General features: G+C 72.6%; 12 protein-coding genes and 1 riboswitch. Of the genes, 8 read left to right on the forward strand and 4 right to left on the reverse strand.

The annotated features are described in order from the left end of the window. Positions 1–21: 21 nt before the first annotated feature. From M2266_RS06150 to M2266_RS06160, 3 genes are all read right to left on the reverse strand, one after another. Positions 22–459, reverse strand: a complete 438-nt coding sequence (locus M2266_RS06150) for an ATP-binding protein (protein ID WP_277437226.1) — start codon at positions 457–459, stop codon at positions 22–24. Between the two features lie 28 nt (positions 460–487). Next, the gene (locus M2266_RS06155; protein WP_277437227.1) at positions 488–853 is read right to left on the reverse strand and encodes a YkvA family protein; all 366 of its coding nucleotides are present in this window, start codon (positions 851–853) and stop codon (positions 488–490) included. A 107-nt stretch (positions 854–960) separates the two neighbouring features. Beyond that, on the reverse strand, positions 961–1146 hold the full coding sequence (locus M2266_RS06160) for a hypothetical protein (RefSeq protein ID WP_277437228.1): 186 nt from the start codon (positions 1144–1146) through the stop codon (positions 961–963). 272 nt (positions 1147–1418) lie between these two features. On the opposite strand from M2266_RS06160, the gene M2266_RS06165 reads away from it, so the two are divergent. The 8 genes from M2266_RS06165 to M2266_RS06200 all read left to right on the forward strand — a co-directional run bounded on the left by M2266_RS06165 (position 1419) and on the right by M2266_RS06200 (position 11286). After that, on the forward strand, positions 1419–2393 hold the full coding sequence (locus M2266_RS06165; protein ID WP_277437229.1) for a YihY/virulence factor BrkB family protein: 975 nt from the start codon (positions 1419–1421) through the stop codon (positions 2391–2393). Positions 2394–2515: 122 nt separating this feature from the next. Further along, the gene (locus M2266_RS06170; RefSeq protein WP_277437230.1) at positions 2516–3724 is read left to right on the forward strand and encodes a serine hydrolase; all 1209 of its coding nucleotides are present in this window, start codon (positions 2516–2518) and stop codon (positions 3722–3724) included. 290 nt (positions 3725–4014) lie between these two features. Next, positions 4015–5160, forward strand: a complete 1146-nt coding sequence (gene rho, locus M2266_RS06175; protein WP_277437231.1) for a transcription termination factor Rho — start codon at positions 4015–4017, stop codon at positions 5158–5160. A gap of 166 nt (positions 5161–5326) precedes the next feature. Further along, positions 5327–6745, forward strand: a complete 1419-nt coding sequence (locus tag M2266_RS06180) for an MFS transporter (RefSeq protein ID WP_277441085.1) — start codon at positions 5327–5329, stop codon at positions 6743–6745. Beyond that, entirely contained in the window at positions 6742–7356 is a 615-nt protein-coding gene (locus M2266_RS06185) for a TetR family transcriptional regulator (RefSeq protein WP_277437232.1), read from the forward strand. The genes M2266_RS06180 and M2266_RS06185 overlap by 4 nt, the downstream gene beginning before the upstream one ends. 16 nt (positions 7357–7372) lie before the next feature. After that, positions 7373–8170, forward strand: coding sequence for a phytanoyl-CoA dioxygenase family protein (locus M2266_RS06190; RefSeq protein WP_277437233.1), 798 nt, complete (start codon positions 7373–7375; stop codon positions 8168–8170). A gap of 10 nt (positions 8171–8180) precedes the next feature. Next, positions 8181–10901, forward strand: a complete 2721-nt coding sequence (locus M2266_RS06195; RefSeq protein ID WP_277437234.1) for a helix-turn-helix transcriptional regulator — start codon at positions 8181–8183, stop codon at positions 10899–10901. 175 nt (positions 10902–11076) lie between these two features. Then, positions 11077–11286 carry a cupin domain-containing protein gene (locus tag M2266_RS06200; protein ID WP_277437235.1) on the forward strand — a complete coding sequence of 70 codons (210 nt, stop codon included), beginning with the start codon at positions 11077–11079 and terminating at the stop codon, positions 11284–11286. Positions 11287–11384: 98 nt separating this feature from the next. On the opposite strand, the gene M2266_RS06205 is transcribed toward M2266_RS06200, so the two are convergent. Continuing rightward, on the reverse strand, positions 11385–12353 hold the full coding sequence (locus M2266_RS06205) for a peptidoglycan DD-metalloendopeptidase family protein (protein ID WP_277437236.1): 969 nt from the start codon (positions 12351–12353) through the stop codon (positions 11385–11387). A 5-nt stretch (positions 12354–12358) separates the two neighbouring features. Beyond that, positions 12359–12538, reverse strand: a riboswitch (cyclic di-AMP (ydaO/yuaA leader). Positions 12539–12755 lie beyond the last annotated feature (217 nt).

Raw genomic sequence — 12755 nt, forward strand, 5'->3', positions numbered from 1 at the left:
GTCGTCCGCGGAGGCCTCGGGTCACTTCGTGTCGCGCCGCTCCACGTCCAGCCGCGCGGTGACGCGCTTGCCACCCTCGACGCGCTCGGCGGTGACCTCCCGGCACAGCCGGTCGACGATCTCCATCCCGTGGCCGCCGATCCGCGCGGGGTCGGGCTCGAACCGCCGGGGCAGCTCGGTGCTGGAGTCCCGGACGGTCACCTCGACGGCGCCGCCGCAGTAGGTCAGCTCCAGCTCGTAGGATCCCGGGGCGTAGCGGCTCGCGTTGGTCACCAGTTCGCTCACGATGAGCAGTACCTCCTGCACGCGCCCCTCCGGTACCGGGGCGGCGCGGTCCGCCGTGAGGTTGTCGAGGAAAACGCGGGCGGCGTCGCGGGCGGCGGCGATGCTGCCGCTTCTGCCCGAGTAACGGATCGACTTCCGCAGAGGCTCCATCACTGTGGTGAGGACGTCCAGCATGTCGGGTATGCCCCTTCTGCCTCGGCGGTCACGTGCTCGTTCTCTTCGCCCTCTGCCCCAGCGACGGTGTTCCATGCGTGGCGGGATCCACCGGACGGTCGCCATCCGGGTCGCCGATCCCGAGTCCCGCCCGGCGCGCCGCGCTCTCCAAGGCGCGCACGGCCAGCCACAGCACGCCGATGTCATCGATGAGGATCGGGTCGGGGAGCAGGTCCACCGGGCAGACGAGATAGGCGATCGCTCCCCAGAACATCGCCTTCCCGGTGAGCGGCACATGGGCGGCCACCAGCAGCCGGCGTACCCGGACCAGGCGCACCGCCAGCCGTACGGCGATGACCAGCATGACCACGACGGCCAGCGCCGCCAGGGTCCACAGCAGGGTGGTGTCGCTCATCCGGTCCTCCAGTCGGCGCGCCGTCCCGGCGGGCGCGCGGTGTGATGTCTGATACCCGCTGCGCCGGCCGGGACCGCCTCAGCGGTGCGTCGAACGTGCGTCCGTGGTCAGCGGCGGCCCCGGCGACGGGCCGGGACGGACCAGCCGGAGCCGAGTCCCGCCAGGTGGAGGGCGACCAGCACGAGCCCCACGAGCTGCAGGCTGCCGGGTGCGAATACGATGTCGGTCGAGGTTTCGGTCGCGTTGATGATGAAGGCGATCGCGAAGACGACAGCCGCGGCGATGGCGAGCATCCGGACTTCCTTCCCAAGCTTCTTTCGAACCTCCCGAACAGCTCGGGGGTTCGGACGATGGCTACAACTGTTCGGACACCCCTGCGTCTTGCCCGCCTTGCGCGCTTCAACCGTTGAATACCCGACGAGCGCGGACGGATCCGAAGTCCGGCTGGACCGGCCGTACGCGGGTATCAGACCGACAGATCGGCACCTCGCCGACTCCGTACCGCCCGCCGGGCCCTGTCCCGGTGGACACCGTTCCACCGCGCACGCACCACCGAGGAGCCGGAATGATCGACGAGCGGGCAGTACTGGCCCTGGGGCCCACCGGCCGCGAGCCCGCGGCACACGTCGCCGCGGCGCGCCGCCCGGCCGGGCGCCGGCGGCGGATCCTGACGGCGCTGCGCGGTGCCCTCGTCGCCGCGTGGGACCAGGACGCCTCGGAGCGGGCGGCGGCGCTCACGTACTACGCCATGCTCGCCCTGTTCCCCAGCCTGCTGGTGACGGTCTCGGTGATCGGCCTGGCCGGGGCGTCGTCGACCAGCGATCTGATCGCGCAGGTCACGGCGGTGGTGCCGGCCGAGTCGCGGCAGCTGGTCGCGAGCACCATGAAGGACATGTCCCAGGAGCACTCGGCGGCCTGGTTCCTGGCCGTCAGCGGCACGGTGGGGGCGATGTGGTCCGCCTCCAGCTATCTCGCCGTCTTCCGGCGGGCCCTGCACTCCATGTACGGCGTGAGCGACCACCGGCCCGCCTGGCGGACGGCGCCCCGCATCGTCATCACCGCGCTGGTGCTGCTCTCCCTGCTCGTCTGCAGTGCGGTCACCTTGATGGTCACGGGTCAGCTGGCCCGGCGCGCCGGTCAGGTGATGGGGATGGGCGAGGCCGCGGTGACCAGCTGGAGCGCCCTGAAGTGGCCGCTGCTGGTCTGCGTGGCGACGGTCCTGGTGCTGATCCTGTTCCGCTCGGGGCCGGCCAGGTTCCGGCCGGTGCGCGCGATGGCGGGGGGCGGCGCGCTGGCCGTCGTGCTGTGGCTGCTCTCCTCCGTGGGGTTCGCCCTCTACGTCTCCGTCTTCGGGACGTACAACCGGCTGTACGGCTCGCTGGCCGGGACGGTCGTCTTCCTGGTGTGGTTGTGGGTGTCCCACGTCGCGCTGCTCATCGGCGCGCACTTCAACGCCGAGCTGGCCAAGGGGCGCTGTGCCCGCGAGGCCGCGGGCGCCCCGTCGGATCCGCCGCTCGCGGCGGACTCCGAGGTCGCGTGACCCGCACGGTCCCCCGTCCGAAGGTCGCGTGACCCGCACGGGGTCCCCCGTCCGGTCGCCTGCTCCACCGGATGGAGCACGTCACCGCGCAGAAGCGGCGCAAGCGTTCCTACCGTGAGCGCATGACTGCTTTCGGCCCCGGCCGCACTCCGTCCCCCTGGTCTCGCGCGGTGGTCCTCACCACCGTCTGCCTGAGCGTGAGCTACGCGGGCGCCCCGGCGTTCGCCGACGGGCACGACGGCCGCGCGCCCGGCCGCACCGTGATCGGCGGCGCGGCGCTGGGGCGGCCGGGAGTGCAGGTGCTGCCGAAGTCCGGTTCGCCGGAGCTGCCGCAGGGCCTGTCGGCACTGTCCTGGCTGGTGGCCGACGCGCGTACGGGAGAGGTGCTCGCGTCCAAGAACGCGCACCGCCCGCTGCCGCCGGCCAGCACCCTCAAGACCCTCTTCGCCGTCACCGTCCTGCCCCGCTTCCCGCAGGAGACCCTCCACACCGTGACCGAGGAGGAGCTCGCGGGTGTCGGGGCGGGCAGCAGCAAGGTCGGTGTGCAGGCGGGCGAGGAGTACACGGTGGCCGACCTGTGGCGCGGGGTGTTCCTCAGCTCGGGCAACGACGCGGTGCACGTGCTCGCCCGGATGAACGGCTCCGTGCCCCTGACGGTCTCCCAGATGCAGGCCAAGGCGCAGATGCTCGGCGCCGACGACACCGAGGTGGTCTCACCCGACGGCTACGACGAGCCGGGCCAGGTCTCGTCTGCCTATGACCTGGCGCTCTTCGCCCGCGCGGGCCTCGCCACCCCGTACTTCGCCGGCTACACCTCCACCGCCACCGCGATGTTCCCCGGCGGCAAGGACGCGAAGGGCAAGCCGGCGCCGCCCTACCAGATCCAGAACACCAACCGCCTGCTGACCGGGGCCGACGGCGTGGGCAGGTACCCGGGGATCATCGGGGTGAAGAACGGCTACACCACGAACGCGGGCAACACGTTGATCGCCGCCGCCCAGCACGGCGACCGCACGCTGATCGTCACGGTGATGAACCCGCGGTCCGGCGTGGCGATGGCCGTGTACAAGGAGGCCGGTGCCCTGCTGGAGTGGGGCTTCGAGGCCGCCGGGGTGAACGGCTCGGTCGGCACCCTCAACACCGGCGACCGTGCCGTCCCCGCCTCGGCGCCGCGCCGGCCGGCGGATTCCGCGCCCGCGCCATTGGGGACGGCGGCCACCGCCACGCAATCCACCTCGGAAGGCGGCTGGGCCTGGTCGGGCGCCGCGGGCGTCCTGGCGCTGGCCGCCGGTACCGTCTTCGCCCGCCGCCGGAACCTCCGCTCGAACTGACCCGGGTCCTTTCCGACCCCTTTCCCTGAACTTCTCCCGAGGTTTTTCCCCGCCCGCCCGAAACGGCGTGCTACAGTGCGAACAGCACTCGAGTACGCCGCTTATCGGCGCCGGTGCTTGTTCCACCTCTCACCGTGGCGAAATTCCGTCCTTCAGGACCGGCCGCCCGGTAACTGCATCTCCTTCCTTCACCCCTCGCGGGTCGGCAAGCCAGTGGTGCGTGACACGTCCGCCCCTTGCTCCACGCCCCCGCCGGGACCTCCTTCGGTATGTCCTCGAAAGGACCCAGCATGACCACCACACTCGAACACCCCCCTGCCAGAACCACCCGTGCCGCCCAGCCCACGCCGGTCACCGGCATCCTCGACATCGTCGGCGGCCAGGGCTTCCTGCGCACCGGCGGCTACCACCCGCGGCCCGACGACCCGCAGGTGACGACCGCTCAGATCCGCAGGTTCGGGCTGCGCAAGGGCGACCTCGTCGAAGGCACCACCGAGCGGCCGCGCGCCCTCGGCAGCGTCGAACGGATCAACGGCCGCCAGGCCGGAGCTCCGGGGCCGCGCCCGCACTTCGGTGACCTCACCCCCGTCCACCCGCGAGCGCGGCTGCGGCTGGAGACCTCGCCCGGCGCCCTCACCACCCGGCTCGTCGACCTCGTCGCGCCGGTCGGCAAGGGCCAGCGCGGACTCATCGTGGCGCCGCCCAAGACCGGCAAGACCCTGCTCCTGCAGAGCCTGGCCAACGCCATCGCCGTCAACCACCCCGACGTCCACCTCATGGTCGTCCTCCTGGACGAACGCCCCGAGGAGGTCACCGACATGCGCCGTTCGGTGCGCGGCGAGGTGCTCGCCTCGACGTTCGACCGCCCGGCCAAGGAGCACATCGCCCTCGCCGAACTCGCCGTCGAACGCGCAAAGCGGCTCGTCGAGCTCGGCCAGGACGTGGTGATACTTCTCGACTCCATCACCCGGCTGTGCCGCGCCCACAACAACGCGGCGCCGGGCAACGGCCGCACCCTCAGCGGCGGCGTCGACTCCGCCGCCGTGCAGGCGCCCAAGCGGCTCTTCGGCGCCGCGCGCTGCGCCGAGGAGGGCGGCTCCCTGACCATCCTCGCCACCGCGCTCGTCGACACCGGCTCCCGGGCCGACGACTACTTCTTCGAGGAGCTGAAGGGAACCGGCAACATGGAACTGCGGCTGGACCGCTCGCTCGCCGAGAAGCGGATCTTCCCCGCTGTCGACGTGACCCCGTCCGGCACCCGGCGCGAGGAGCTGCTGCTGCCCGCCGCCGAACTGGCGGCCGTTCGCGGCCTGCGCCGTGCCCTGCAGTCCAGGGACACCCAGCAGACCCTCGAAGTGCTGCTCGACCGGATGCGGCAGTCGCCGGACAACGCCACCTTCCTCCAGCAGATCCACCGCACGGTCCCGGGCGCCTGATCCCCGGCGGCCGCGCCCCGGCACCGGTGCCGGAACCGCTCTCTCCAGCCGTTCCCGACCGGAAGTCGCTTGGCAGTGAATCATCATTCACCTAATGTGGTGAACGACTATTCACCTCCTCGTCCGGCTTATGGGAGCGCACCCCGTGGATTTCCGGAAACGGCTCATGGTCCCCGTCCTGGCATTCGGCGGGATTCTGATGGCGATCATGCAGACCGTCGTGGTTCCGCTCCTTCCCGACCTGCCGCGCCTCACCGGTGCCTCGCCCGCCGGCGTCTCCTGGATGGTCACCGCGACCCTGCTGGCCGGAGCCGTCCTCACCCCCGTACTGGGGCGGGCCGGCGACATGTACGGCAAGCGCCGCGTGCTGCTGATCGCGCTCGGGCTGATGACCTTCGGATCCCTGCTGTGCTCCGTGACCTCCGACATCCGGCTGCTGATCGCCGCCCGCGCCCTGCAGGGCGCCGCCGCCGCGGTCGTGCCGCTGTCCATCAGCATCCTGCGCGACGAACTCCCTCCCTCCAGGACCGGCTCCGCCGTGGCGATGATGAGCTCGACCGTCGGCATCGGCGCCGCCTTCGGCCTGCCGCTGGCCGCTCTGATCGTGCAGTACGCCGACTGGCACGTCATGTTCTGGGCGACGACCGCGCTGGGCGCGCTCGGCCTCGCTCTGGCCTGGTGGGTCGTGCGCGAGTCGCCCGTCCGCTCCCCCGGCCGCTTCGACTTCACCGGCGCCGCCGGGCTGGCGGCCGGACTGGTCTGCCTGTTGCTGGCGGTCTCGCAGGGCGGCCAGTGGGGCTGGACCAGCCCGGCCGTGCTGAGCCTTGCCTGCGGCGCCGTCGTGATCCTCACCGGGTGGCGGTGGCAGCAACTGCGTGCCGCGAGCCCGCTGGTGGACCTGCGGCTGGCCGCCGGCCCGCGCGTCGCGCTGCCGCACATCGCCGCGCTCCTCGCCGGCTTCGCCTTCTACGCCAACTCGCTGGTCACCGCGCAGCTGGTGCAGGCCCCCAGGGAGACCGGTTACGGGCTGGGGCTGTCCATCGTGGCGAGCGGGCTGTGCCTGCTGCCCAGCGGCATCATCATGCTGCTGCTGTCCCCCGTCTCGGCCCGGATGTCGGCGGCGCGCGGCCCGAAGTTCACCCTCGCCGCGGGAGCCGTCCTGCTGACCCTCGGCTACGTGCTGCGCATCGCGGACAGCCGGCAGCTGTGGGCGATCATCGTCGGTGCCTCCGTGGTCGCGTCGGGCACGACGCTCGCCTACTCCGCGCTCCCGACGCTGATCCTGCGGGCCGTACCGGCCGGGCAGACCGCGTCCGCCAACGGGGTGAACGTCCTCATGCGCACCGTCGGCCAGGCCACCTGCAGCGCCGCGGTCGCCGCGATCCTGATCCACCACACCGCGCCGATCGGCGCACTGCAGGTCCCCACGCTGCACGGCTACCTGATCGCCTTCACCATGGCGGGCGGGGTCGCGATCCTCGCCTTCCTCGCGGCGGTGTCGATACCCGGCAGCCGGCGCGACACGCCGGAACGGCCCGCGCCGCGCGCGGAAGCGGCCGCGGACCCCGCCTTGGAGGGAGCATGAGCCATGTGCCCACAGCTGCTCCCGACACCCGCCGCCGTGACGCCGACGCCACCAGGGCCGCGATCCTGCGCGCGGCCCGCACCATGCTGGGCCGGCGCTCCTACGGCGACATCACCCTCAAGGCCATCGCGGAACGGGCCGGGGTGAGCGCGCCGCTGATCGTCAAGTACTTCGGCAACAAGGAGAAGCTCTTCGCCCGCGTCATCTCCTTCGAGTCCGACGCGGAAGCACTGCTGGACGCCCCGCTGGGCGAGCTCGGCCGGCACATGGTCACCCAGGTCCTCACCAGTCAGAACGAGCGCGGCATCGACCCCATCCTGCGGATCGTCTTCGCACCGCTGCACTCCGCCGAAGGACAGGGCGACCTCATGCGCGCCAACTTCCGCGAGCAGGTCATCGCCGGTCTCGCCCGCCGGCTGACCGGTCCCGAGGCCGGGCTGCGGGCCGAGCTCGCCGTGGGCATGCTGCTGGGCCTGGGCGCCGTCTACGGCATCGCGCGCGGCGAGGCGGTCCGCGCGATGACGGTTCCCGCCCTCGTCGAGCGGTGTGCTCCCGCGCTGCAGGAGCTCATCACTCCGACCGGAAACCCGTTGGCTCCCGCCGCCCGGTAGCGGTGAGGATGGCCGGGTGGACCCTACGACGATCGAGCACTTCCTCGACAACGGCTTCATCAGGATCGAACGGGCCTTCTCCGAGGAGACCGCGCGGGCCTGCGCGGAGCTGCTCTGGGCGAAGACCGGCACCGATCCGGACGACCCGGCCTCGTGGACGGAACCGGTGCACTGGGTGTCGGACATGCCGGACACGCCCTTCGTCGAGGCGGCCAACACCCCGGTGTTGCACGACGCGTTCGACCATCTCGTCGGTCCCGGCCGCTGGGTGCCGCGGCCGTCGCTGGGCTCCTTCCCGCTCCGTTTCCCGCACCCGGACGAACCCGACGACGCCGGCTGGCACATCGAGGGCAGCTACTTCCCCGAGGGCGCGAAGTGGCCGTTCGCCAACCTCCGCTCCGAGGGCCGGGCGCTGCTGATGCTCTTCCTCTTCACCGAGACCGGCCCCGAGGACGCGCCGACCCGGATCCGGGTCGGCTCGCACCTGGACGTCCCCCCGGTCCTGCGGCCGTTCGGCGAGGAGGGGGCGTCGACCCTGGAGATCGCCGCCGAGATCGACGAGGTGAGTGCGCACCGGCTGGTCGCGCTCGCCACCGGCAGCCCGGGGGACGTCTATCTGTGCCATCCCTTCCTGGTGCACGCGGCCCAACCGCACCACGGCAGCCGCCCCCGGTTCATGGCGCAGCCCCCGCTGTATCCGGCGGTCCACTACGAGTTGGAGCGGTCCAACGGCGCCTACTGCCCCGTGGAGACCGCGATCCGCCGGGGTCTGGAAGCCGCCCGCGGCGACGGCGGCGGCCGGTCCGTTGGGTAGCGTTCGGAACATGTTGCACGGGCGTACCGAGGAACAGTCGGCGATCGGGGATCTGCTGTCCGGTGCCAGGGCGGGCCGCAGCGGAGTGCTGGTGCTGCGCGGCGAGGCGGGCATCGGGAAGACGGCGCTGCTCGACGACGCGGTGGACACAGTGGCCACAACCGGCGCGCTGACCGTCGTACGCGGCTCCGGCACCGAGTTCGAGGCCGAGCTGCCCTTCGCCGGGATCCAGTTGCTGTTGCGTCCCGCGATGGGCTCGCTGGGCGCGTTGCCCGAGCCCCAACGGCTGGCGCTGGAGGCCGCGTTCGGGATGACCGTCGCCGCGGCACCCGACCCGATGTTCGTCGGGCTCGCCGTGCTGTCCCTGCTCTCCGCGCACTCGGGGGACGGTCCGCTGCTCTGTGTCGTGGACGACGCGCAGTGGCTGGACCGGGTGTCGACCGACGCGCTGATGTTCGCCGCCCGGCGGCTCGACGCCGAGGGCATCGCCCTGGTCTTCGCGGCCCGCGACGGCGAGGGCACGTTCCCCGCCCCCGGCCTTCCCGAACTGCGGTTGCGCGGGCTGGCCCCTGCGTCGGCGGCCGCCCTGCTGGCGGGGCAGGGCGCCGAGCTCTCCCCCAACGTCCGCCACCGCGTCCTGACCGAGGCCCAGGGCAACCCGCTGGCGCTGCTGGAACTGCCGGTCGCGTTCCAGGCGGAACGCCCCGACGGCCGTTTCCGGCCGGGCGCGCTGCCGCTCACCAGCCGGCTGCACATGGCCTTCCACGGCCGGGTCAGCCACCTGCCGGCCGCCACCCGGCTGCTGCTGCTCGTCGCAGCCGCCGAGCACACCGGCGATCTGCGGGTCGTCCTGCGAGCGGCGCAGGCGCTGGGCGCCGGAGCGGGCGATCTGCCGCCCGCGCAGGAGGGCGGCCTGATCCGGCTGGACGACGACCGGCTGCGCTTCCGTCATCCGCTGGTCCGTGCCGCGGTCTACCAACGCGCGCCGCTGGCGGATCGGCTGATTGCCCATCAGGCACTGGCCGGCATCCTGGACGCCCCGCAGGACGCGGACCGCAGGGCCTGGCACCTGGCGGCCGCCGCGCCAGGACCCGACGAGGCGACGGCCGCCGCGCTGGAGGACACCGCGGGACGGGCCAGGGACCGCAGCGGTTACGCGGCGGCCGCCCTCGCCTTCGAGCGGGCCGCCCGGCTCAGCACCGACCCCGGCGCCGGCACCCGGCGGCTCACCCTGGCGGCCGAGGCGGCCGCCGAGGCCGGTGAGCTCGACCGGGCCCGTGACTTCGCCGAGCAGGCCGCGCGCCGGGCCGGTGATCCCGCGCTGACGGCGCGGCTCCACCATGTCCGGGCGCTGGCGAACTTCCTGGGCGGCTCCTTCCCCACCGCGCACCGGCTGCTCACCGACGGCGCCGCGCACGCGACGGCGGCCGATCCCGAGCGCGCCGCGCGGATGCTCATGCAGGCCGCGCACACGGCCTGGTACCTCGGCGAACAGGACGTCGCGGACACGGTGGCACGGCTGGACGCCCTGGAACTGCCCGCGACGAGTCCGGTGGCACCGGTGGCCCGGTTCATCACCGCCGCCCTCGGCCCGCCCACCGGTGACGGACCGCCGGACCTGACCGCCGCCGTGACCGCGGCCCGGGTCGCCGGGCCCGGCGACCCGCGTGACCTGATGCTGCTGTGCGGCGCCGGGCTGGCCGTCGGGCAGGACGACGAGGCGCACGAACTGGCCGCCGCGCTCGCCGCCGAGAGCCGCGAACTCGGCGCCATCGGCCGGCTGCCGACGGTGCTGTTCTTCATGGCGGAGGCCGAGGTGTTCGCGGGCCGGCACCGTGACGCGCTGGCCACCGCGCAGGAGGCGCTGCGGATCGCGGGCGACACCGGGCAGCAGCAGTGGACCAGCCAGTTCAGCAGCGTGCTGGCCTATCTGGCGGCCGTCGAGGGGGACGAGGAACGCTGCCGTCGGTACACCGCCGGCGCGCTCGCCGTCGTCGCCGGCGCGGCGATGCCGCCCGGCGCGCCCTGGTCGTACTGGGCACAGGGCATGCTGGATCTGGGTCTGGGACGGGCGCAGGCGGCGCTCGACGGGTTGGAGCGGCTCACGCACGAACCGCTGCGGCACCACTTCTGCGCCACCCGCAGCATCCCCGACCTCATCGAGGCGGCCGTCCGGCTGGGTCTCGGCCCGCGCGCCGCCGAGCCGCTCGCCCGCTTCGAACGGTGGGCGGCCCGCACGCGGCAGTCCTGGTCCGACGCGTTGGTGCTGCGCTGCCGGGCGCTGCTCGCCGCCGACTCCGAGGCCGAGGCGCACTTCACGGCCGCGCTGAAACTCCACGACGAGCACCGCCGGCCGCTGGAGCACGCCCGCACCGCGCTGCTGTACGGCGAGTGGCTGCGCCGCGCCCGCCGCAAGAGCGAGGCCCGCGGCCACCTGCGGTCGGCGCTGGACGTGTTCGAGCGGCTGGGTTCCCACCCCTGGGCGGACCGGGCGCGCAGCGAGCTCGGGGCGACCGGCACGGCGGCGCCGCGGAGCCGGGAGCCCGGGGTGCTCGCCGGGCTCACGCCGCAGGAACTGCAGATCGCACGGTTCGCCGCGCAGGGCATGTCGAACCGGGACATCGCGGCCCGGCTGTTCCTCAGCCCGCGCACCGTCGGCTACCACCTGTACAAGGCGTACCCGAAACTCGACATCGCCTCGCGCGGCGAACTCGCCGCCCTTTTCGAGTGATCGCCCCCGGCGGAAGGCCGGTCGGGGGATGCTGAACGGATGAACGCACCTGATCAGGCTCTGCGGGCACCGAACCGCCTGCTGGCCCTCCACGTCGACGACGTGCCCACCACCGAGATCGGTCCCGGCGTCCTGCTGCGCGAACTGCCGGGGCCCGGCCCCGTTCAGTTTCTGGGTGGTGGACTTCGATCCCGGCTCCCGGTGGCCCGGCGTCGATGTGCACGAGACCGTCGGCGAGGGCTACTACGTGGCCGAGGGCGAGGTCATCGAGGGCGACCGGCGGTACGGCCCCGGCACCTACGTCCTGCTCGAGCAGGGCTCCAGCCACCAGCCGCGCTCGGAGACCGGGGCGCGGGTGTTCGGCTACAACCACCCGGCGGGCTGACCGCTGCGGCCGCCGGCCCCCGGAAACACCGAAGTGCCCACCCGGACCTGGTCAGTTTCAGGTCCGGGTGGGCACTTCCCACGGTCGGGTCCGACGGATCAGACGCTGACGCCGTGCTCGCTGAGGTACGCGACCGGGTCGATGTCCGAGCCGTAGTCCGGGCCGGTGCGGATCTCGAAGTGCAGGTGCGGGCCGGTCACGTTGCCGGTCGCGCCGGACAGGCCGATCTGCTGGCCCTCGGTGACGGTCTCGCCGGCCGAGACGGACAGCGAGGACAGATGCGCGTACTGGGAGTACTTGCCGTCGCTGTGCTGGATGACGACCTCGTTGCCGTAGGCACCGCCGTCGCCCGCGGACACGACGGTGCCGGCGGCGATCGCCTTCACCGTGGTGCCGGTCGACACGACGAAGTCCACACCGGTGTGGTAGCCACTGGACCAGCTGGAACCCTCCTGGTGGTACGGGGTGCCGATGGCGGCGCCGTCGACCGGGAGGGTGTAGCCGGAGGAGGACGAGGACGCCGTCGAGGACTTCGTGGACGCGTCGGTCTTCGCCTCGACCTTCTCGACCGGGGCCTTCTTGACCGGTGCCTTCGCCGTCTTCGCGGTGGAGGACTTCGAGGCGGAGGTCTTCGGCGCCGCTTCGGTGGACGGCGCCGAGTGCTTCGGCGCGGCCTTGCCGCCGAGGGCCAGCGTCTGGCCGGGGTAGATCAGGTTCGGGTCGCCACCGACGGTCTGCTCGTTGTCGGCGTACAGCTTCTGCCAACCACCGTCGACGTGGTGCACGTCCGCGATCTTCGACAGGCTGTCACCGCCGACCACCCGGTAGGAGGTGTCGGCGCTCTTCGCCGGGGCGGCCTTGGCGACCGGAGCGGCCTTGGCCACCGGCTGCGCGGGGTGCGTCGCGGCGGTGGCGACGCCGTTCGCGGCTACCTGGGTCTCGGCGGCGAAGGCGTTCGAGGACATGGCCAGCGGCAGTGCGAGAGCGGCGCCACCGGTGCCGGCCGCGACGCAGATCCTGGTGAGTCGGCTCATGCGGACGATGCGGTGCTTTCCCTTTGCGGGCATGGGGGAGTTCCTCTCCTACGCCTGCGAGGTGAGCTGTCGGGTTCGGGCCGGAGATGCCCGGGCGCGGCACGCACCACCGAATGGCGCGGCGTACAGCGACTTCACCCCAAGCCATTCCCGATGTGCGGGAACGGCACTTACCTGGGTCCCCCGCTCCTGCCGTAGAAGTTTGGTGTGCAGAACACCGGGTAGCGGCAGGACTAGGCGTTCCACCCGGTGGGATCCTGCGGGCATTTGACCCGCAGGAGAGCGAAGCTAAACGAGCACCCGACATTCCGGCAACATTCCCGTGGTGAGCCGCATATCACGTGCGTGAGCGCCCGCTCACTTTGGTGACCGTGAGTCGGCCGGCCCGATCCGTGCGTGTGCGATTCCTTTACTATCCGTGAACGGAAACGCTGA

This window comes from Streptomyces sp. SPB162 (assembly GCF_029504575.1).
GTDB lineage: Bacteria > Actinomycetota > Actinomycetes > Streptomycetales > Streptomycetaceae > Actinacidiphila.

What these genes read in the sequence shown, in the direction of transcription:
- M2266_RS06195 (WP_277437234.1), top strand. Translation starts at nt 8,181, where the DNA reads ATGTTGCACGGGCGTACCGAGGAACAGTCGGCGATCGGGGATCTGCTG.
- M2266_RS06185 (WP_277437232.1), top strand. Translation starts at nt 6,742, where the DNA reads ATGAGCCATGTGCCCACAGCTGCTCCCGACACCCGCCGCCGTGACGCC.
- rho (WP_277437231.1), top strand. Translation starts at nt 4,015, where the DNA reads ATGACCACCACACTCGAACACCCCCCTGCCAGAACCACCCGTGCCGCC.
- M2266_RS06155 (WP_277437227.1), bottom strand. Translation starts at nt 853, where the DNA reads ATGAGCGACACCACCCTGCTGTGGACCCTGGCGGCGCTGGCCGTCGTG.
- M2266_RS06160 (WP_277437228.1), bottom strand. Translation starts at nt 1,146, where the DNA reads ATGCTCGCCATCGCCGCGGCTGTCGTCTTCGCGATCGCCTTCATCATC.
- M2266_RS06205 (WP_277437236.1), bottom strand. Translation starts at nt 12,353, where the DNA reads ATGCCCGCAAAGGGAAAGCACCGCATCGTCCGCATGAGCCGACTCACC.
- M2266_RS06150 (WP_277437226.1), bottom strand. Translation starts at nt 459, where the DNA reads ATGCTGGACGTCCTCACCACAGTGATGGAGCCTCTGCGGAAGTCGATC.
- M2266_RS06180 (WP_277441085.1), top strand. Translation starts at nt 5,327, where the DNA reads ATGGTCCCCGTCCTGGCATTCGGCGGGATTCTGATGGCGATCATGCAG.
- M2266_RS06165 (WP_277437229.1), top strand. Translation starts at nt 1,419, where the DNA reads ATGATCGACGAGCGGGCAGTACTGGCCCTGGGGCCCACCGGCCGCGAG.
- M2266_RS06170 (WP_277437230.1), top strand. Translation starts at nt 2,516, where the DNA reads ATGACTGCTTTCGGCCCCGGCCGCACTCCGTCCCCCTGGTCTCGCGCG.